This window comes from Rahnella sp. Larv3_ips (genome assembly GCF_003697865.1).
Taxonomy (GTDB): Bacteria; Pseudomonadota; Gammaproteobacteria; order Enterobacterales; family Enterobacteriaceae; genus Rahnella; species Rahnella rivi.
In genome coordinates this window covers 68,164-87,845 of the sequence record NZ_MJIB01000014.1, presented here as the reverse complement: position 1 = coordinate 87,845, position 19,682 = coordinate 68,164, and the positions used below count along the sequence as shown (strand labels likewise).

Genomic DNA, 19,682 nt, shown 5'->3' with positions numbered 1-19,682 from the left:
TCCCCTGCAAAGAGGGAGGATGTGTGAGGAGGATTAAGGTCAGAGAATAACGCTGGCAAACCTCTCTTCCAGCCAGCCGACGCGCATTTCAGGCACCGAGCCCAGCAGTTCGCGGGTGTATTCATCCAGCGGTTCAACCAGCGTCGACGCCACCGGCCCCTGACGCACAATCACGCCCTCTTTCAGAACCGCCACTTCATCGGCGATTTCACGCACCACCTGTAAATCATGCGTGATGAATAAATAGGCGATGCCGGTGTCCTGCTGAATGCGACGCAGCAGCGCCAGCACGTCGCGCGCGACCAGCGGATCGAGCGCCGATGTCGGTTCATCGCACACAATCAGTTTTGGCTCTGCCGCCAGCGCCCGCGCAATGCAAACGCGCTGCTTCTGCCCGCCGGAGAGTGCGGCCGGAAAACGTTCTGCCAGTTCAGCGTGCAGGCCGACCTGCGCCAGCAGCTCCCTGACGCGGGCATCGCGCTGGCTGCGGTTGAGATCGGAAAAACAGCTCAGCACGCGGGCGATCTGGCTGCCGACGCGTTCTTTCGGATTCAGTGCGGTGTCGGGGATCTGATGAATCATCTGCACGTCACGCAGTTGCAGGCGGCTGCGCTGACGCAAATTCGCAGGCAGACGATCCTGCCCCAGGCTCACCTCTCCGGACTCCGGGCTGAGCAGGCCGCAAATGACCTTGCCGAGCGTCGATTTCCCCGAACCGGATTCGCCGATCACCGCCAGCGTGCGCCCGCGCGGCAAACGCAGCGACACACTGCGCAATACCGGCTGCGCATGATAACGGGCGCTGATGTTGTTTATCGTCAGGGCCGCCGGTGCGTCGCCGGTTTGCGGCGTTTTCACCTCTCCCTGCGCATGAAGAAGCCGCCGGGTGTAATCCTGCTGCGGTTGCGTCAGCAACTGAGGAGTGGGCGCCTGTTCGACGGTTTTACCCTGTTGCAGCACCATGATCTGATCGCTTAACTGCGCCACCACCGCCAGATCGTGACTGATGTAAATCGCCGCCACGCCGGAAAGGCGGATCACGTCGCGGATGGCTTTCAGCACGCCGAGCTGCGTGGTGACGTCCAGCGCGGTCGTCGGCTCATCGAAAATCAGCAATTCGGGGCCTGCGCACAGCGCCATCGCAATCATCGCGCGTTGCAACTGGCCGCCCGACACCTGATGCGGATAGCGCTGATAAAACTGTTGCGGCTCAGGCAAACCGAGCAATTCAAACAGCTCCAGGGCTTTTGCCTGCGCCTGCCGGCGATCCGCCACCTTATGTTTGAGCGCAGCTTCAATCACCTGCTCGCCCAGCGTGATCGCCGGGTTAAACGCCGCCCCGGCAGACTGCGCCACGTAGGCAATATGCCGCCCGCGAACCTGACGTAAACGGCGATCGGAAAGCGTGGTCAGCTCCTGACCGTTGAACAAAATGCTGCCGGATTCGATGCGCATCCCCTGACGACAATGGCCGAGAATTGCCAGCCCGATGGTCGATTTCCCGGCACCGGATTCACCAATCAGCCCCAGCACTTCGCCACGATTTACGGTGAACGATACATTATCCACCAGCGTGCGCGGATTTTTTCCCTGTGAAACCACGCGTAAATTGTCGACGCTCAGTAAATTCCCGCTCATGCTTTTCTCCCCCAGACGCGCGTGGTGCCGCTCATCAGCCAGTCCGCCACGGCGTTCACCGCGAGTGCCAGCACGGCAATCGCACCGCCCGGCACCAGTGCCGCCCAGACGCCGAACAAGATGCCGTCTTTGTTATCACGCGCCAGCCCGCCCCAGTCTGCGGTCGGTGGCTGGATGCCTAAACCGAGGAACGAGAGCGCCGAGAGAAACAGCAAAATAAAGATGAAACGCAGGCCGAATTCGGCGATCAGCGTCTGCAACGCGTTGGGTAAAATCACGTGCCAGAGGATCCAGCCGAGGCTTTCACCGCGCAGCCGCGCCACGTCAACAAACTCCATCACGCCGATATCCACCGCTAAGGACCGTGCCACCCGCAGCACGCGGGTAGATTCCAGCAGGCCGAGCACCAGCGTCAGCACCAGAATGGTTTTTGGCAGCACCGCGAGCACGATCAGCGCCAGAATAAGCGTGGGTATCGCCATCACAATATCGTTACAGCGTGAAATCACCTGATCCAGCCAGCCACCGCGCAGACCGGCAATAAAGCCTAAGGTGCAGCCGACGGCGAAAGCCACCAGCGTCGCCAGTGCAGTCACGCCGAGAGAAACGCGCGTTCCCCAGATGAGGCGCGAAAGCAGATCGCGGCCAAGATTATCGGTGCCCAGAATGGCCTCCGGCCCCGGCAAATCCCACGACATACCGAGAGTCTGATCCGGCGCATGGGGTGCCAGCCATGGCGCAAAAATAGCGATGAGAATAAAGAGGCTCAGCACCAGCAGGCCAAGAGCGGAGGCGGGTCTGAGTGAAGCGAAAGCGGGCATTGCAGCAATTCCTAAGATTTAACGGTTGTGGCGCAAACGCGGATTGGCAACCAGGGCCATCACATCCGCCAGCAAATTCAACAGGATATAAATCCCGGCCAGCAACAACGCACAGTCCTGCATCACAGGAATATCGCGTTTACTGATGCTGTCGACCATGTACTGTCCCAGCCCCGGATACACAAACACGTTCTCGACAATCACCACGCCGACCATCAGATAAGCCAGATTGATTGCCACGACGTTAATGATCGGGCCGATCGCGTTGGGCAGAACGTGACGCCACAGAATGCGCGACGGCGACAGCCCCTTCAGCAGCGCGGTGTCCACGTAGGCAGAACTTTGCGCGGCGATCAGCGCGGCGCGGGTCATGTTGCTCATGTGCCCGAGGATCGCCAGCACCAGCGTGGCGCACGGCAGGGAAATCGCCGACAGTTTTGCCGCCAGCGGCATGTCCGCCGTGATGCTGCTGTTGCTCGGCGCCCACGCCAGCGTGATGGCGAAAATCAGGATCAACAGATAACCGGAGAAGAATTCCGGCAGCGCAACGGTGGCGCGGGTGATGGCGTTGAGCAGGGTATCTACCCAGCTGCCGTGAAAGCGCACCGAGATAAAGCCAATCAGCAGGGCCAGAGGTACAGCGATGGCCGCGGTGCAGCCCGCCAGAAACAGCGTATTGCCAAGGCGGGTAAACAACGGGCCGCTGATGGCTTCGCGGGTGGAGAAACTGGTGCCGAAATCGCCGTGCAGAATGCCAAACAGCCAGCTCAGATAACGGCTGACAGCCGGTTTATCCAGCCCCAGTTGCAGGTTCAGTTCACGAATGGCATCCGGCGTGGCGCTCTGGCCGAGGATCGCCGTGGCGGCGTTACCCGGTAACAACTGCACACCGGCGAAAATCAGCACCGACACCGCGAGGACAATCAGTACGCCGTAAAACAGGCGTACCAGCACCATGCTCAGCAGGCCGGAACGGGAGTGCGAAAAACGGCCCGCAGGCCGTTGTGTCACTTTTTGAGAGGACAAATCTGACATTATTTTACCCGGTTCAGCTTTCGATCCAGACTTTCTCTGCCGCACGGTTGCCACTGAGTGGCATCCCCGGCACAGAGGTGAACCCTTTGATTTTGGTGGAACACCCGTCCAGCGCATCGGCGTACAGCGGAATGATTTCGCTGCCTTCATCCACCAGCATGACCTGAATGTCGTGGTAAATCTGCTTGCGGCGCGCTTCGTCCGGCTCACCGCGCGCGGCTTTGACCATCGCATCAAAGGCCGGTACGTGCCACGCCGATTCATTCCACGAAGACTGGCTGGTGAATACCAGTGAAAGCAGTGCATCCGCGGTCGGACGGTTTGCCCAGTTCGACGACACAAAGGCTTTCTTCTGCCAGATATCATTCCAGAACGCATCGTCCGGCACGCGCACCACATTCAGGTTAATGCCCGCTTTGGCCGCTGACTGCTGATAAAGCTGACCGGCATCGACGGCACCGGGGAAACCGGCATCCGCCACGTTGAGGGTCAGCGGGCCGCTGAAGCCGGATTTTTTCCAGTGGAACTGCGCTTTTTCAGGATCGTACGGACGCTGCGGAATGTCTTTGGCGAAGTAGCGGTTCGACGGGAAGATCGGGTTGTCGTTCGCCACGCTGGCGTAACCGCCTAGCACGGTATCGATAATTTGCTGACGGTCAATGGCGTATTTCAGCGCCAGACGGCCATCGACGTTATCAAAGGGTGCCAGATTCGACAGGCCAGGGAAGGTATAAATCATACTGTCTTTGGCGCGCACCAGTTTCAGGTTCGGCATCCGTTCGATACGGCTGACAATACGCGGGTTCACGCGGTTGATCAGCTGCGCAGAGCCGCTGACCAGCGCCGCCACGCGCGCGGTTGAGTCGTTCATCGCCAGCGTTTCGACAGAATCGACGTGGCCGCGTTCGCTGTTCCAGTAGTTCGGATTGCGTTTGGTCAGCGTGGTGACGCCCGGCTGGAATTTTTCCAGAATGAACGCCCCGGTGCCGATGCCTTTATCAAAGCTTTCGTTTTCTGCGGTGATAGCAAAATGCACGGCGCTGAGAAGCCAGACAAATTCGACATCCGGCGCATTCAGTTTGATCGTCACTTCATGTTCGCCGGTGGCCTCAATCGAGCTGGCGGATTCTAAGTATCCCTTCACCGGTGAAGTGGATTTTTCGCCACGGTGGTGATTGAGGGAGTAGACCACGTCTTTCGCGCCCAGCGAGCGGCCATCATGGAACTGCACGCCCTGACGGATTTTCAGTACCCAGGTTTTGCTGCCGTCAGCGGATGCCCAGGATTCGGCCAGCGATGGCGCAAGTCTGGCGTTTTCATCGATTTCCACCAGATTATTGAACAGCTGTGAACCGACAAAATACATGTAGGTTTCGAACCAGAACGCCGGATCGAGGCGGTCTGTGCTGGAGGCGTTATCGACGCCCACCACTAAGTGGCCGCCCTTCTTCGGTTTTTCAGCATCAGCGGCGAAGGCTTTGCCCAGCCACGTGGAACTGGTGGCAGCCGCAATGGAAAGTGCCCCCGCACTTTTAATAAATGAACGACGATCAATCATGGTTTTCCCCTGTCAGGGAGGGCCTGCGCCCTCAAATGTCGTCAATACGTTATGACGTTTTGTTATGCGTTATTGTTTCGTAAATGCCTGTTTCATCGCGGCAATGTGTTCCGGCCCGATGCCGCAGCAGCCGCCGACCATGGTGGCGCCCTGCGCCACCCAGTCTTTGGCAAAGTCGAGATAACCGGCAGGATCGGTGTCCTGACGCATTTTGCTCAGCCCTTCATTCGCGCCACGTTTGTTATCGGAAGGCTCGAATGCGTTGGCGTACACGCCAATATCCAGTGCGGAACCTTGTGCCGTCAGCGCGGCGCGTGCCGTATTGACCGCCGTCGCCATCACTTCCGGGCGGCTGCAGTTAAACAGCACCGCCCCCGCAGACACCCGCAATGCTGCGTTTACCGCGACATTCACTGATTCACCCGAACGCAGCAGCGCGTTGCCGAATTCATCAAGGTTGTCCTGCAGGGTGAACGAAAGCCACAGCGGGCGCGGGTCATTGCCCAGCACCTCGCGAACGGCTTCCACTTCGGCCACAGAACTCTGCGTTTCGGCCAGCCAGACATCGACGTAATCCGTCAGATTATCCACCAGCACGCGCAGCAATTTTTTGGCGGCTACCGGTTCGAACAGATCCGGACGATAAGATCCCAGAACCGGAGGAAGCGAACCCGCGACCTGCACGGCAGACGGTGACGAATCTGCCGCTTCACGCGCCAGTTTGCCGGAGAGCGCAATCAGCGCCGCGCCCTGCTCTGCAAACACCGACTCGCTGATGTGGAAAGGCACGACGGCATAACTGTTGGTGGTGATCACCTGAGAACCCGCGGCGATAAAGGCATCATGCGCAGCCCGGACAAATTGCGGGGCCTCCATCAGCGCCAGCGCCGACCATTCAGGCTGACGAAAGGGTGCGCCCATGCGGGCCAGTTCGCGGCCCATGCCGCCATCGAGGATTTTAATGTTACTGATCATTGTGTCGTCACCTGGTGTTTTTCTTAACCGAATCAAGCGCTGCGTCATGTTGATCCGCGAGGTGGCTCCACTCTACAAAACGAACGTTTAGATGTCTAGATTTCTTAATGGCTAAACTATGCAAAAAAACATTCATCGCAACTATGCGATGCAAAGCGCAAATAAATGAACGCAATGATAAAAGCCTGTTCTCCGGCATGTTTGCACTGATATTTCACTTAAGTATCATCATTATAAAATTTATGTCTTATCCCTGCCCTTTCCCAATTCCGCCACGAACTTTACCTTTGTTATATTTATTTACACCTGAAAGCTCAATGCGTATTATTCTCATTCGCTTTATTGTCCGCGCCCATTATCTGCGCCTCCAGCCCTGTGTTTATCAGGGTTTGGCGAAAAAGGGCGGGCGGTAACGCGAACATAAAACATAAAAGCAGTGGCGACGTAAAAGCAGTATCAAAAAATAAATAATCGTTTGGAGAATAACAATGTTGTTCGTTTCAGGGCCGTCCTTAACAGAAAGTCAGACATTGAAATCAGCCCGTAAGGGGAATAACCATTTAGGCCGGAAACTTTCGCTTTCCGTTATTGCCGTTTTTGTTTCCTCTTCGATCCATTCCGTGCAGGCTGCACCAACCGCCGCGCCGAAAGCCGCCGACGATACCGTGGTTGTCACCGGTCAGACGGGCAACGACACCGGCAGCACCGCGCAAGATTACAGCGTGCCGGTCACCACCGCAGGCACCAAAATGCTGCTGACGCAGCGCGATATTCCTCAGTCGGTCAGCATCATCAGCACACAGCGTATGCAGGATCAGCAGTTGCAAACGCTCGGTCAGGTACTCAATAACACCACCGGCATTACGCAAAACGTCGCGGATATGGATCGCCGCACGTATTACTCGCGCGGTTTTCTCATCGACAACTACATGACCGACGGTATCCCTACGGTGTTTGAGCCGCGCTGGAACCTGGGCGATGCAGAATCTGACACCGCGCTGTACGAACGTATCGAAGTGGTGCGCGGCGCAACCGGTCTGATGACCGGGCCGGGTAACCCTTCCGCGTCGGTAAACATGGTGCGTAAACACGCCGACAGCAAAGAATTCACCGGCAACGTTTCCGCCACCTACGGCAGCTGGAACAAACAGCGCTATGTTGCCGATCTGTCCACGCCATTGAGTGAATCGGGCAACGTGCGTGGCCGTCTGGTCACCGGTTATCAGGACAATAACAGCTACGTCGAACGTTACGGCGCAACCAAAAAGTTCGTCTATGCCGCCGTGGATGCCGACGTGACCGATTCCACCCTGCTCTCCGCCGGTTACGAATTCCAGCAGACCGACGCCGACAGCCCGACCTGGGGCGGAATGCCGCGCTGGTACATAGACGGCAGCAAAACAAATTACCGTCGCGGGTTTAACTCCGCGCCGGACTGGGCTTACAACAATAAAGAAAGCAAAAAACTGTTCACCACCCTCAAACAGTCCTTTGATAACGGCTGGGTGGTGACGCTGAACGGCACACATAACGAAACGCTGATCGACAGCAAACAGATGTATATCGACGGTTATTTCGATAAAACTACCGGCGCGGGCGTCTCTTCTTACGCCGGTTATCCGGTCGTGGGCGGTACCGGCTACAACACCGGTAAGCGTAAAGTGGATTCCGTGGATACTTTCGCCAGCGGCCCCTTTGAGCTGTTTGGACGCGAGCATGAGCTGATGACCGGTATCAGCTACAGCAAGCAGCAGAACACCTATTACAGCGCCTTCGCCAATATCTCCACGGAAGAGCTGGGTAACTTTAATAACTTTAACGGTCAGTTCCCGGAAACCGAATGGAGCCCGCGCAGCCTGTCGCAGGAAGACACCATTCGCCAGAAATCCGGCTATGTCGCCACCCGTCTTTCTCTCGCCGATCCGCTGCACCTGATCCTGGGCGCGCGTTACACCAACTGGAATTCGCACACCCTGACGGACCAGATCGAGAAGAACAACATCACGCCTTACGCCGGTCTGGTGTATGACATCAGCGAAAACTGGTCAACCTACGCCAGCTACACATCGGTGTTCCAGCCGCAGACTTACCGCGATATCAATGGCGCGTACCTGTCGCCGGTCATCGGCAAAAACTACGAAGCCGGTGTGAAATCCGACTGGATGAACAGCCGTCTGACCACCTCGGTGTCGATTTTCCGCGCCGAACTGGATAACGTCGCCCAGGCCACAGGCCGTACCATTCCTGGCTCGACAGATGCCGCTTATGAAGGGAAAAATGGCACCGTCAGCCGTGGCGTGGAGTTTGAAGTGAATGGCGCGGTGACCGACAACTGGCAGATGACCTTCGGCGGTACCCGTTATATTGCAGAAGATGAAAATGGCGAAGCGGTCAACCCGAACCTGCCGCGCACCCAGCTGAAGCTGTTTACAAGCTATCGTTTACCGATGTTGCAGGATCTGACGGTCGGTGGGGGTGTGAACTGGCAGACTCACGTCTGGGATGACGTCTCAGGCCCGGATGGCGATGGCACCCGTCATGCGGAACAAGGCAGCTATGCGCTGGTCAGCCTGTTCAGCCGCTATCAGGTCACCAAACAACTGTCGGTGCAGGCGAACGTCAACAACCTGTTTGATAAAGAGTATGACACCAGCGTGAATCAGTATGTGGTGTACGGCGAACCGCGTAACCTGTCGGTGACGGCGAACTACAGCTTCTGATAACACCAGGTAACATTACGGCGACCGGCAGCATCAATGTGGCGGTCGCCGACGTGTTAAAAATCCCTTTCCTGACGCCACCAGCCCCTCATCCCGATGTTCAATTTCTGCAAGTCTCCTTAATACTGTTCTGCTAAAAACTTCCGCAAAAACAGTGTGTGATGACTTTTTGTTAAGATAAATAGTTATTTATTATAACTTACTCACCAATATTACCCTGAGTAATATGTCATGTTTACAGTGATGGTTTTTAAATTTCTCGTGCATGCCTGAATTGATTAAATCTCATGCGGCCACCATGAAATATTTTTCGGTCCGTTAATGATATAGATATCATTAATAATTAATTAAATAACATAATTCGTGTAAATATAATTTAATCCGTTACTTAATGAACATCCCTATAATAAATAAAGAGTATTTCATGATCAGGAAAAATTCATCTTAAAGGATAGCTTAAAAAGAATTTTATGGTAGTCTGTGCGGCCATGTAACGACCCTGGTGATTGTATTAAATCAGTTGATTCATCATGGTGATGCATATTAAATTATTTAGTAATTAATGAATAACTTCAGCATACCAGCGCTTCGTGAATGTGTTTGTCATTCACTACATCTGTATGTAAAAAAAACCTTTTCCAGAAAATTGTTAGATCGTTAGATTTTAAAATGAATCCCCACCTGGCTCATTGCATGAGTCAAATAATGTCGGATAAATATATGAGCAATACACAGCATAAATTAGATAAAGCAAGGCCACCCCGCGTACAAATTACTTATGACGTGGATATTGGTGATGCACAAACCGTCAAGGAATTACCTCTGGTTATTGGCGTGATGGGCGATTTTAGTAAAACTAATGACTCCCTGCGTGAGCGCAAATTCCTCAACATTGATAAAGACAATTTCAGCGGCATCATGGCGTCCATGAAGCCTGAAGCGGAGTTTCTGGTAGAGAGCGCTTTACCTGAGCACACCGGAAATCTGGCCGTGTCGCTGACGTTCAACAGCATTGAAGATTTTTCGCCGGACAACATTGCCCGCCAGGTGGACCCGCTGCGCAAACTGATCGAACTGCGTGAGCAGCTGTGCGATTTGCGCAACCGCGCGGCCAGCAATGAACGCCTGAAAGAACAGCTTTCCGAGTTATTGCAGCAGCAAAATTTCACGTCGTTAAACCTCAGTGAAACGCAAGGAGAGCAGGAATGAGTGCTGAGCAAATTCTCAATGTGGCGGCCGGTTCTGCGCTGAGCGAAGATTATCTCGATAAAATCATTGATAACACCCAGGCCATTCGTCGCGAATCTGATCGCGGACGCATGAAGTCCCAGCTGAACAACTTCCTTGCCGAAGTGGTATCCGGCGCAGTCGTGGTATCGAGCGATCTCATCGGCAGCATCGAAGACCGTATCACGGCGATTGATGAGCTGCTCTCCAGCCAGATAAGCCTGATCATGCACGCGCCAGAATTCCAGAGAAAGGAATCTTCCTGGCGTGGTCTGCACAAACTGGTGGAATCAAGCGTCACAGAAAATACCCAGGTGCGCCTGCTGCAGTGCACCAAACAAGATTTGATGAAAGACTTCAAATCCGCGTCGGATTTCGATCAGTCGATGCTGTTTAAATGCGTCTACGAAAGCGAGTACGGTACTTTCGGTGGCGTGCCTTTCTCCGCGTTTGTCGGTGATTTCCAGTTCGATAACACCCCGCAGGATATCGAGCTGCTCGAGCAAATTTCCCACGTCGCTGCCGCTGCACATGCGCCCTTCCTGAGTGCCATCGCGCCTGGCATGTTGTCGATGAACGATTTCTCCGACATGCCTCGCCCGCGCGATCTGGCAAAAATGTTCGACACCACGGATTACGCCCGCTGGCGTTCATTCCGCCAGACAGACGACAGCCGCTACATCGGCCTGACGCTGCCTGCGGTGCTGGGCCGTATGCCGTATGGCGCCAAAACTGTGCCGGTCGAGACATTCGGCTTCGAAGAGCAAATTCTGGAAAACGAAGTGGGCTCGGACTACCTGTGGATCAACTCCGCTTACGAATTAGCGGGCCGCATCGTCGACTCGTTCGAAGAGTACGGCTGGTGCGCCTCGATCCGTGGCGTGGAAGGCGGCGGCCTGGTCAATGCTCTGCCAACCTACCACTACGTGTCAGAAAGCGGTGAACGCGTCATGCAGTGTCCGACACAGGTGGCCATTTCCGATCGCCGCGAGAAAGAGTTGTCCGATCTTGGTTTCATTCCGCTGGTGCATTGTAAAGGCACTGACTATGCGGCGTTCTTCGCGGTGCAATCGGTCAACAAACCGCGCCTGTATAACTCGGATCAGGCAAACGCCAACGCACGTCTGTCCAGCCAGTTGCAGTACATCCTTGCAACGTCGCGTTTTGCTCACTACCTGAAATCTATCGTTCGCGACAAAGTCGGCAGCTTCATGTCACGCAGCGAATGCGAAGAATATTTGCAGAAATGGATCATGCAATACGTGGTCGCCTCTGATAACGCCGGGCCGGAAACCAAAGCCCGTTACCCGCTTCGTGAAGCGAGCGTTGAAGTGGTTGAAGTGCCTGGCTTGCCTGGCACCTTCCGCGCGATTGCCTATTTGAAACCTCACTTCCAGCTGGAAGGTTTAAGTATGTCACTACGTTTAGTCGCAGACTTGCCTGCGGCGGCCAACACGTAATTGTCATTTATAAAAGGAAATAAAAAATGGTGAAGTTAAAAGACTGTCAGTTCATCAAAATCACTATCGACGGCAAAGATGTTGCCGGTTCTTCCGAAGAGAAGAAATATAAAGGCTGGATGGAAGGTTTTTCCCCTGCGGGTCTGACCACCTATTCCGGGCCCGACGGCACCTATTTCGAGTCTTGCAGTGCTTCTATTCTGGTGACCAAAGAAACCAGCAATCTGTACGAGCAATACCTGAAACGCGGCTATAAAAAAATCGCGATCACTATTGTTCATCGTGGTTCAGATCAGTTCGACCAGGATTATGAAATTCAGCGTTCCGTTTATAACGACTGTAAATTCAGCAGCCTGAGCTTTGATATGCGTGACAAGTTATTCATGAACCTGACATTCGGTTACGAAGGCATGGTTGAAGTCACCTTCAACGTGCCGAACGCGCTGGAATCCGGTCTGGATAAAATCGGGCCAATCAAATACGACATTCCTGAGAAAGCACTCAAGTAATCGTTATTTACAAAAAGCAGTGCGTAAGCACTGCTTTACTGACATGAGATTTCCAATGCCATCATTTTTACTTCGGCTCAGTGATAACCAGCCGCACATAGAAGAAGAAAATTACCGGAATGAAGACAAAAGCACCTGGCTTATGAACGAGCTTAAGATGCTTTTTTCTTCACGTTCGCGCTTTCCTGCCATTGAAAACATTCCACTGGTGAATGCATCAATTTTAAATTACGGCATCAATGAATCAGTTTCGCAGATTCAGGAAACCGATCGCCGGAAAATAGTCATTGAAGAACGGATTAAAAATACGTTGCAGCGCTTTGAGCCGCGATTAACTCAGGTGGAAATTATTACCAACACCAATAATCCTTCCAACGTCATATTTGAAATAAATGCATTTCATCAGGCATTGCCAATGAAATTCGCACTGGTCTGGGACGACTGTACGGGTAAGTTTTATTTCAATGAATAGGCTACTGTCGTATTACCAAAAAGAACTGACCTTTTTGAAACAGCATGGCAAAGCCTTCGCCAGCCGTTTTCCTAAAATCGCGCGCCGTCTCGGGATGATCGAAGGTGAGTCTGAAGACCCGCACGTCGAAAGAATCATCGAATCATTTGCGCTGTTAACCTCGCGCATTCATCAGCGCTTAGATGACGATATGCCAGAAGTCACCGAAGCATTGCTGACCGCCATCGCGCCACAATTTTTGCGTGCCATGCCATCAACCTGCATCGTGTCGGTTGAGCCTAACCGGCAAACCAGCGGCATTACCGATAAAAACACCATTGCCGCTGGCGCATCACTGTTTTCGCGCCACATTGAAGACGTCGTGTGTCAGTTCCAGACAGTGTATCCGGTGGTGCTTTTGCCGCTGTCGGTAGACAAAGCCCGGCTGAACTTTAATGAAGAAGATCTTAACTGGCATCTGCACTTAGGTTTTCAGGTGTGGTCAGGCGCGGTGGTGGCGGGGGAATCTTTACGCCTGTTTCTGCACGGACCGAGTAACGCCGTGAATATCCTCTATACCCTGCTGTGCTCTGAAATCAGTCAGCTGCACGTCCATCAGGGCGAGGCATTTTACCCGCTGAAAAGCTCGGCGATAAGCCCGGCGGGTTTTACCCATGAGGAAGGATTGCTGGCACAAGATCCCCGCGTCGCGCCGATCCATGCGTTATTGCAGGACTATTTTTTCTTTCCACAAAAATTCTACTTCCTGGATATTCAGTTACCGGATTCTTTTCACGCCAGCGCCAATTCCCTGTTCAGTTTTGAAGTGGTGTTTAACCGCACACACCTCAACCAGCACCTGGAGAAGCTGGCGAAAATTATTGATGCCTCTTTCTTCAGGCTTAACTGCACTCCGGCCATCAACCTGTTCGCCCAGCGTGCAGAGCCGATCACCCTGACGGAAAACACCGCCGAATACCCGGTGATTCCCGACATCCGCCGTCAGCAGCAGATTGACGTCTGGGCGATCAACCACGTGTTTATTCAGAGTAAAGAAGATAACGAGAGAGTCTCGCTGCCCGTTCAGCCGCTGTTTGGCATCGACCATTCGCGCCTTGAAGGCGATGCGGGTATTTACTGGCAAAGTTTCCAGCGCGAAACCATGACTGCCAGCGGTGCCGGGCGGAAAGTGTTCATCGCCTTTGCGAACCGCAACACGCAGCCCGCCAGGCCTGACGCCGACATAGTGACCCTCAGCCTGACCTGTACTAATCAGGCCATTCCGGGGCAGATGAAAAACGGTCATCCGGAGGGGGATTTTGACTCCGACCTGCCGCTGGCCGGGCTGAAGATCTGCGCGCTGAACCGCCCGACGCGGCCAATCTTGCCGCCGGACAAGAGCGCCCTGCGCTGGCGTCTGATTTCCCAGCTTTCCCTCAATCATATGCTGCTGAGCGGCAGTCAGGGCGTGCAGGTACTGCGTGAAACGCTGATGCTGTACAACTTCCATGACCTGCCGGCGATCACCCGGATTATCAATATGATCCTGCATCTTGACGTGCAGCCGGTCACCACCCGGCTGGTGGCGAATGATCCGCAAACGCTGGCGCGCGGGGTGTCGCTGACGCTGACCTTCACTCATGAGGCGATCAACGAACCGGAATACTACCTGATGTGCTGTTTTCTGGATCACTTCCTGGGGCTGTATGCGCCCGTCAACAGTTTCACCCGCGTCACTACCCAGATTGAAAACGAAGCGCATACCCGCCGTCTCTGGCCGGTGCGCGCAGGGAAACTGTCATGGATTTAACGCGCATCACCAGCCGGTTCAATTTTTATCAGCAGGTCAGAACGTTGCTGCACAAGTTGCGGCACCGTAACACGCCCGCAGACACGCCCTCCGCCGACTTGCTGGACGCCAGACTGCGGCTGATCTCAACCCTCTCGCTGGAAGCACCGGCGGGGCAAATCGCCAGCATTGAACAGGAGACGCCGGAAGATCCGCTTCGCGTGACGGTGTGGCAGAACGGGATGACCGGTGCGCTGGGCGCGTTACCGACGGCCTACAGTGAATGGATGATCGAGCGTCATTATCGTTATGGCGATCACAGCGCAAAAGCGTTCCTTGATATGTTCGGCCACCGGCTTTACTGCCTGGACTATCTGGCCTGGCAGAAAAACCATTTATATGCCCGCGCCGAATCGGAAACTCAGCAGCCCTTACAACAGGCGACGCTGGCGCTGACCGGCCTGCTGACCTCGATGTCTGTTTCCGGCGGCGAAAACTACGCCCATTTGTTCTCCTCACCGGTGCGATCGCTGGTCAATCTTGAAGTCTGGCTCAGCCATTACTACGGCGTTCCTGTGCACATCACGCCTTTTACCGGCGGCTGGAAAACGGTCGATCCTGCCGAGCACTGCCAGCTGGGAAAACCGGGGCAAACGCTGGACACCGCGCCGATGATTGGCCGCGTGCGCTGGGAAGTGCAGTCACATTTTGACGTCACGTTTGGCCCGATGGATCAGAACCAGTCGCAGCACTTTATCCCTCAGGGGAAGTTTTATCAGGAGATCTGGGGGCGCATTCAGGAGTACGTCGGACCGGGTCTGGATTTCTCGATCCACCTCAGTATCAGCAGCCGCCACACCCTGCCCGTTCCGCTGGGTGCGGGGCAGCTCGGCCTGGGAATTTGTATTGGTCACCGCGACCCTGAGCAATTGCTCAAGGTTTGCCTGCCGGTCTACGCCGCATAACGTTGCATGCACTGCGCATTTCAAAAGGAAGATGAAAATGCTACTAACCGCAAAGCTCAAAGAGATGCAGAAAAATCATTTTCTGCACTGGAACGGCACCATCGCCTCTGACTTATTACTGCTTTCTTTGCAGGGCACGGAGTCTGTTTCTGCGCCTTTTTGCTACGAACTGCGTTCCATGACCGAAATGAATGAAAAAGGTCTGGCGGCGTTACAGGGCAAAGCGGTGTCGTGCCAGATTGGCGACGGGAACCGCAACCTGCCCCAGCGCTACCTGCACGGCATTGTTACCCAGATCCAGCGTGGCCGGGATGCCAACAACCAGACAATCTGCATTCTCAAACTCGAACCTGCTTTTGCGCTGCTGCGCATGGGGCGCTCGATGCGCGTCTGGCAGAACATTTCGGTGCCAGATTTAGTCAAAAAACTGCTGGGTGAACACCAGATTAATCAGGTGGATGTGCAGCTCGGCAGCACCTATCAGAAACGTGAATATTGCGTGCAGTACCGCGAGTCTGACTTCGAGTTCATCAGCCGTCTGCTGGAAGAAGAAGGCATTTACTACTTCTTCAAACATCAGGCAGATAAACACACTCTGGTGCTGGCCGATCAGCCCGCCGGACATCCGGCCGCCAAAGCGGGCAGTCTGGCCTGGCATCATCAGGGCGATGTGCTGACCGGGGGTAACATTGACAGCTGGTCTTCCAGTTCGCATCTGATGCCCGCAGAAGTCGCGCTTTCCGGCTACAACATGCAAAAAGCGGCCGGTGTGGCCGACAAATACGCATCAACGTTAAAGGGCCAGAGCGTTGATAATCTGAACTTTACTGACATCACGCCGTTTGCCGAACGCTCGCAACTCACCAGCAAAGCCAGAATCGCGATGGAAGGGTTTGAGACGAATACCACGCTGTACGAGGCAACGGTCAACGCCCACTGGCTGAGCTGCGGCGAAGTGTTCACCCTCACCGGTCACCCGACTGACAACGACACCTACCGAGTCCAGTCGCTGAGCCTCGAGGCCAGCAACAATTTTGAAAGCAGCACCGGCGGTTATCGCTGTGACATTCACGCACTGCGCAACAGTGTGAAATGGCGGCCAGTCTGCACCCGCACACCGCCCGATATTGCCGGTGTGTTGATCGCCAAAGTGGTCGGTCCTTCTTCCGAGGAGATCCACACCGATGAATTCGGGCGCATCAAAATCCAGTTCCCGTGGGACAGCGAAAACAAAAACGACGACACCAGCTCGTGCTGGGTGCGCCTTTCCCAACCCTGGGCGGGCAGCAAATTTGGTTTTCAGTTTATTCCCCGCGTCGGCAGCGAAGTGCTGGTCAGTTTTATTCAGGGCAATCCGGATTTCCCGCTGGTCACCGGCTCCGTTTACAACGGCCAGAACAAACTGCCGTTCACTTTACCGGACGAGAAAACCGAATCTGGCTTCGCGTCACGCAGCACCAGCAAAGGTGGAATGGAAGACGGCCACCGCCTGAGTTTTAACGATAAAAAAGGTGAGGAAAAGCTGACCATTACCGCGCAAAAGGATCTGTTGCTGACGGTAAAAAATGATGTCACCAGCGAGGTGAAGCATGAAGTCAAAAGCAAAATCGGCGCCCACCGCAACACCGAAATCACCAAAGGCGACGACACGCTGGTGCTGAAACAAGGATCGCTGCACATCACCCTCAATAAAGGCGACATGCAGCAAAAAATCACCGGCAACATGACCACCAGCCTGAGCAACGGTAACTACTCCCTCACGGCGACCGGCGGCAGCGGCAAGATCAAAACCGACAAAAGCTGCGTGATCGAATCCACGCAGTCCATCGAGCTGAAAGTCGGCTCGAACAAAATCGCGATTTCACCGAGTGGCATCACCATCAGCGGCACGATGATCAAAATCGAAGGGTCAGGCACCGCAGAACTGAAAGGCGCAATGACCACGGTGCAGGGAAGCGGCATGACGCAGATTAAGGGCGGCATCATCAACATTGGTTAAGGAGGCATCATGTCCGATTACGGTTATCCCCACAGTGCGGGGGCGGCGCACTGGCATCAGGATGCGCAGCAACAAATCGCCGCCGGGCAGTGGGAAGAGGCGCTCACGCTGTGGGTTCAGCAGGCTTCGCCGCGCGCGTTAAGCCTGTGGCTGATCCGCATTTTGCGCGGTTCAGCCCAACCGGCGGCGGCGTCATTGCTGGATGAAATGCAGCGCTGGTACGCCGAACCCGACGAGAAGCTGCGCTGGCAGATTTTCCATCACGCCGACACGCTCGGTTTTGAAACGCCGGCGGGTGCGATTGCGCTGTCGCTGTTCTGGTCGCAAGGCAGCATGAGCCCGGAAGGGCTGGAGCCGGTCTATCCGCAGCCCCATCTGAGCCCGGAAATGCGTCGCTGCGTCTTGCTGATGTTGGCCGCAGGCGACCCCGAAACACCGGCAGAGGGCACGCGCCAACTGCTGACTCAGTGGATCCATCAGGAGAAAGCCTAATGGCACAACCCGCAGCCCGCGTTTCAGATATGCACGTTTGCCCGATGGTCACGCCCGGATTGCCGCCCATCCCCCATGTGGGTGGCCCGATATTGCCGCCTGGCGTGCCCACCGTGTTGATCGGCGGCATGCCTGCCGCCACCGTGGGGTCAATGGCCGTTTGCGTAGGCCCGCCGGACAGCATCGTCATGGGCAGTTTCAAAGTCCTGATCGGCAAAAAACCTGCCGCCCGCATGGGTGACAGCTGTGCCCACGGCGGCACAATCGTCATGGGTTGCCCGAAAGTTCTCATCGGTTAAATACGTTTTTATTGGATAAAAAAGCATGTCAGCCATTCAGCCAGAAGTAGCCGCTCTTCTGATGCCCGTCAGCCCGGAAAATCCGGCAGGCATCAACCTGGAGTATGAACAAATTTATGATGATATCCGCAAAGCGCGGGAGAGCGACCCGGACTACCTTCCGCAGGATGAATGGACGATTGCTGAACCGCGCCGGGCAGACTGGCACAAAGTGCGCACATTGTGCGTCACGGCACTGACACAGCAGAGTAAAGATCTGCAGGTCAGTTGCTGGTTTGCCGAGGCGCTGACCCATCTGCAAGGCATTGAAGGCACGGAAACGGGCTTTCAGTTTCTCAGTGAATTCATCACCCACTTTTGGTTTCAGTGCTGGCCTGCGCTGGACGATGATGGCGCCACATTCCGCTATGGCAAACTCAGCCGTCTTGATCGCGATATCAGCCAGGCGCTGTATGTCCGCCCGCTGCTCAGGCAACCCGAGTCGGCGCTGGCGCACTGGCAGAAGGTGCTGGCGTTCGAGCACAAAATTTGCACCTGGCCGGATTCCCGTGACGACCTGATTGCCAAAGAAGGCGATCTGACCATGGAGAGTTTCGACAGTCTCGCGGCGACGTTTTCCTCGATTGAAATCAGTCAGCAGGATGAGATTCTGCAACGGTTACAGCTCCAGCTCGACCGGCTGGAATCCTGCTATTTCTCGCTGAGCCAGGAAGAACCGCACGCGCTGTTTGCCCAGACGCGCCAGACGCTGAACGATCTGGCTGATTTCCTGCAACGTCTGGCACAGCGCGCCATTCCGCTGGCCAGCAACACCCTAAGCCTTAACTACGCGACACAACCCGAGGAAGAAGTGGCACCGGCTGAGGCGTTTATTGCGCCCGTCAGCCGCCAGACGATGTCCAGAGACGTTGCCATCAGCCAGATGTTGTCTATCGCTCACTTCTTTCGCCAGACCGAACCTTCAAGCCCGGTACCTTTTCTGATGGAACGTGCGGCGCGCTGGGCCAACATGACGCTCACCGAATGGCTGGAAGAGATGCTCACCGACAGCGGCAGCCTGCGGGAAATCAACAACGTGTTAAAAGGACAGCAAGAGTGAAAGCCTTAAGGACGACGTTATTACTCCTGACTCTCGGGCTGATGCTCTCGGGTTGCTCCGGCGATCAGACGAAAAGCGTCTCTGCGGAGCAGCAGGCGGCAGATCAGGTCACCGCGCCGTTTGCTCAGGGCGGGATCACCCTCAGTATTAACGCTGAACCCGGCCTGAATGCCTGGAACGAGATCGCCAACAGCTGCACGGTGTTGGTCATTCAGGCGCAAAAAGCCAGCTCGCTCAATAAGATCCTCTCGAATCCGGCCCAGCTAAAAAGCCTGTTTAACGGTGCCGGCGCCGAGGATGACATTCTGAAGGTTGACCGCTACGCCGCCATGCCCGGCCAGAAAACCACCCTGCACATCGATCGCAGCGAGAACACCCGCCAGGTCGCGATAGTCGCCGGCTACTATCCGTTCCCGAAAAAGCAGCACATGGCGATGGTCAGCATTCCGGTCACCCTGACCAGCACCGGCTGGTGGACGAAAAAGTGGACGGCAGAATTATCGCCGCTGGTCCTCGACGTCACGCTGGGCAGCCAGAGCATCACGCAGCTGATAAAGAATGCCTCACCGCAAGACCTGCAGCCGCAAACGGAACCTCAGGCCATCAAAACGCCGGACGACGCAGCCGCGAAGGGAGAGAAATAGA

Annotated in this window: 17 protein-coding genes; 12 read left to right on the top strand and 5 right to left on the bottom strand. The window is 55.1% G+C overall.

Translation table 11 applies throughout. The features are described 5' to 3' along the window. Positions 1 to 39: 39 nt before the first annotated feature. From ED901_RS17080 to ED901_RS17060, 5 genes are all read right to left on the bottom strand, one after another. On the bottom strand, positions 40 to 1,638 hold the full coding sequence (locus tag ED901_RS17080) for an ABC transporter ATP-binding protein (RefSeq protein WP_122096622.1): 1,599 nt from the start codon (positions 1,636 to 1,638) through the stop codon (positions 40 to 42). Continuing rightward, a complete protein-coding gene (locus ED901_RS17075; protein WP_122096621.1) occupies positions 1,635 to 2,459 on the bottom strand; it encodes an ABC transporter permease in 825 nt (274 codons plus the stop codon). The genes ED901_RS17080 and ED901_RS17075 overlap by 4 nt, the downstream gene beginning before the upstream one ends. Before the next feature lie 18 nt (positions 2,460 to 2,477). Continuing rightward, positions 2,478 to 3,416 carry an ABC transporter permease gene (locus ED901_RS17070; RefSeq protein ID WP_122096938.1) on the bottom strand — a complete coding sequence of 313 codons (939 nt, stop codon included), beginning with the start codon at positions 3,414 to 3,416 and terminating at the stop codon, positions 2,478 to 2,480. Between the two features lie 91 nt (positions 3,417 to 3,507). Beyond that, entirely contained in the window at positions 3,508 to 5,049 is a 1,542-nt protein-coding gene (locus ED901_RS17065; RefSeq protein ID WP_205965125.1) for an ABC transporter substrate-binding protein, read from the bottom strand. Positions 5,050 to 5,121: 72 nt separating this feature from the next. Then, positions 5,122 to 6,027: a homocysteine S-methyltransferase family protein gene (locus ED901_RS17060; protein WP_122096619.1), complete on the bottom strand. Its 906-nt coding sequence runs from the start codon at positions 6,025 to 6,027 to the stop codon at positions 5,122 to 5,124. 530 nt (positions 6,028 to 6,557) lie between these two features. Between ED901_RS17060 and fhuE the strand changes: the two genes are divergently transcribed. From fhuE to tssJ, 12 genes are all read left to right on the top strand, one after another. Further along, positions 6,558 to 8,747: a ferric-rhodotorulic acid/ferric-coprogen receptor FhuE gene (fhuE, locus tag ED901_RS17055; protein WP_240993956.1), complete on the top strand. Its 2,190-nt coding sequence runs from the start codon at positions 6,558 to 6,560 to the stop codon at positions 8,745 to 8,747. A 720-nt stretch (positions 8,748 to 9,467) separates the two neighbouring features. Further along, a complete protein-coding gene (tssB, locus tag ED901_RS17050; protein WP_056772676.1) occupies positions 9,468 to 9,956 on the top strand; it encodes a type VI secretion system contractile sheath small subunit in 489 nt (162 codons plus the stop codon). Beyond that, positions 9,953 to 11,434: a type VI secretion system contractile sheath large subunit gene (tssC, locus tag ED901_RS17045; protein ID WP_056772548.1), complete on the top strand. Its 1,482-nt coding sequence runs from the start codon at positions 9,953 to 9,955 to the stop codon at positions 11,432 to 11,434. The genes tssB and tssC overlap by 4 nt, the downstream gene beginning before the upstream one ends. 26 nt (positions 11,435 to 11,460) lie before the next feature. Continuing rightward, the gene (locus ED901_RS17040) at positions 11,461 to 11,943 is read left to right on the top strand and encodes a hypothetical protein (RefSeq protein ID WP_122096617.1); all 483 of its coding nucleotides are present in this window, start codon (positions 11,461 to 11,463) and stop codon (positions 11,941 to 11,943) included. Between the two features lie 55 nt (positions 11,944 to 11,998). Further along, entirely contained in the window at positions 11,999 to 12,415 is a 417-nt protein-coding gene (locus ED901_RS17035) for a GPW/gp25 family protein (protein ID WP_056772556.1), read from the top strand. Beyond that, complete coding sequence (gene tssF / locus ED901_RS17030) at positions 12,408 to 14,204, top strand: type VI secretion system baseplate subunit TssF (RefSeq protein WP_122096616.1); 1,797 nt, start codon at positions 12,408 to 12,410, stop codon at positions 14,202 to 14,204. Before ED901_RS17035 ends, tssF begins: the two co-directional genes overlap by 8 nt. Beyond that, on the top strand, positions 14,195 to 15,148 hold the full coding sequence (tssG, locus tag ED901_RS17025) for a type VI secretion system baseplate subunit TssG (protein WP_122096615.1): 954 nt from the start codon (positions 14,195 to 14,197) through the stop codon (positions 15,146 to 15,148). Before tssF ends, tssG begins: the two co-directional genes overlap by 10 nt. 37 nt (positions 15,149 to 15,185) lie before the next feature. Further along, positions 15,186 to 17,147, top strand: a complete 1,962-nt coding sequence (locus ED901_RS17020) for a type VI secretion system Vgr family protein (RefSeq protein ID WP_122096614.1) — start codon at positions 15,186 to 15,188, stop codon at positions 17,145 to 17,147. A gap of 9 nt (positions 17,148 to 17,156) precedes the next feature. Next, positions 17,157 to 17,639, top strand: coding sequence for a hypothetical protein (locus tag ED901_RS17015; protein ID WP_122096613.1), 483 nt, complete (start codon positions 17,157 to 17,159; stop codon positions 17,637 to 17,639). Next, complete coding sequence (locus ED901_RS17010) at positions 17,639 to 17,938, top strand: PAAR domain-containing protein (protein WP_056772571.1); 300 nt, start codon at positions 17,639 to 17,641, stop codon at positions 17,936 to 17,938. Before ED901_RS17015 ends, ED901_RS17010 begins: the two co-directional genes overlap by 1 nt. 25 nt (positions 17,939 to 17,963) lie before the next feature. Next, entirely contained in the window at positions 17,964 to 19,037 is a 1,074-nt protein-coding gene (gene tssA, locus ED901_RS17005) for a type VI secretion system protein TssA (RefSeq protein ID WP_122096612.1), read from the top strand. Continuing rightward, positions 19,034 to 19,681: a type VI secretion system lipoprotein TssJ gene (gene tssJ / locus ED901_RS17000; protein ID WP_240993955.1), complete on the top strand. Its 648-nt coding sequence runs from the start codon at positions 19,034 to 19,036 to the stop codon at positions 19,679 to 19,681. Before tssA ends, tssJ begins: the two co-directional genes overlap by 4 nt. The last annotated feature ends 1 nt before the right edge of the window (position 19,682 follow it).

Coding starts and splice junctions, on each gene's coding strand:
- ED901_RS17015 (WP_122096613.1), top strand. CDS start 17,157: ATGTCCGATTACGGTTATCCCCACAGTGCGGGGGCGGCGCACTGGCAT.
- ED901_RS17070 (WP_122096938.1), bottom strand. CDS start 3,416: ATGGTGCTGGTACGCCTGTTTTACGGCGTACTGATTGTCCTCGCGGTG.
- ED901_RS17040 (WP_122096617.1), top strand. CDS start 11,461: ATGGTGAAGTTAAAAGACTGTCAGTTCATCAAAATCACTATCGACGGC.
- ED901_RS17080 (WP_122096622.1), bottom strand. CDS start 1,638: ATGAGCGGGAATTTACTGAGCGTCGACAATTTACGCGTGGTTTCACAG.
- tssC (WP_056772548.1), top strand. CDS start 9,953: ATGAGTGCTGAGCAAATTCTCAATGTGGCGGCCGGTTCTGCGCTGAGC.
- ED901_RS17075 (WP_122096621.1), bottom strand. CDS start 2,459: ATGCCCGCTTTCGCTTCACTCAGACCCGCCTCCGCTCTTGGCCTGCTG.
- tssB (WP_056772676.1), top strand. CDS start 9,468: ATGAGCAATACACAGCATAAATTAGATAAAGCAAGGCCACCCCGCGTA.
- ED901_RS17035 (WP_056772556.1), top strand. CDS start 11,999: ATGCCATCATTTTTACTTCGGCTCAGTGATAACCAGCCGCACATAGAA.
- tssG (WP_122096615.1), top strand. CDS start 14,195: ATGGATTTAACGCGCATCACCAGCCGGTTCAATTTTTATCAGCAGGTC.
- ED901_RS17020 (WP_122096614.1), top strand. CDS start 15,186: ATGCTACTAACCGCAAAGCTCAAAGAGATGCAGAAAAATCATTTTCTG.
- tssF (WP_122096616.1), top strand. CDS start 12,408: ATGAATAGGCTACTGTCGTATTACCAAAAAGAACTGACCTTTTTGAAA.
- ED901_RS17060 (WP_122096619.1), bottom strand. CDS start 6,027: ATGATCAGTAACATTAAAATCCTCGATGGCGGCATGGGCCGCGAACTG.
- ED901_RS17010 (WP_056772571.1), top strand. CDS start 17,639: ATGGCACAACCCGCAGCCCGCGTTTCAGATATGCACGTTTGCCCGATG.
- tssA (WP_122096612.1), top strand. CDS start 17,964: ATGTCAGCCATTCAGCCAGAAGTAGCCGCTCTTCTGATGCCCGTCAGC.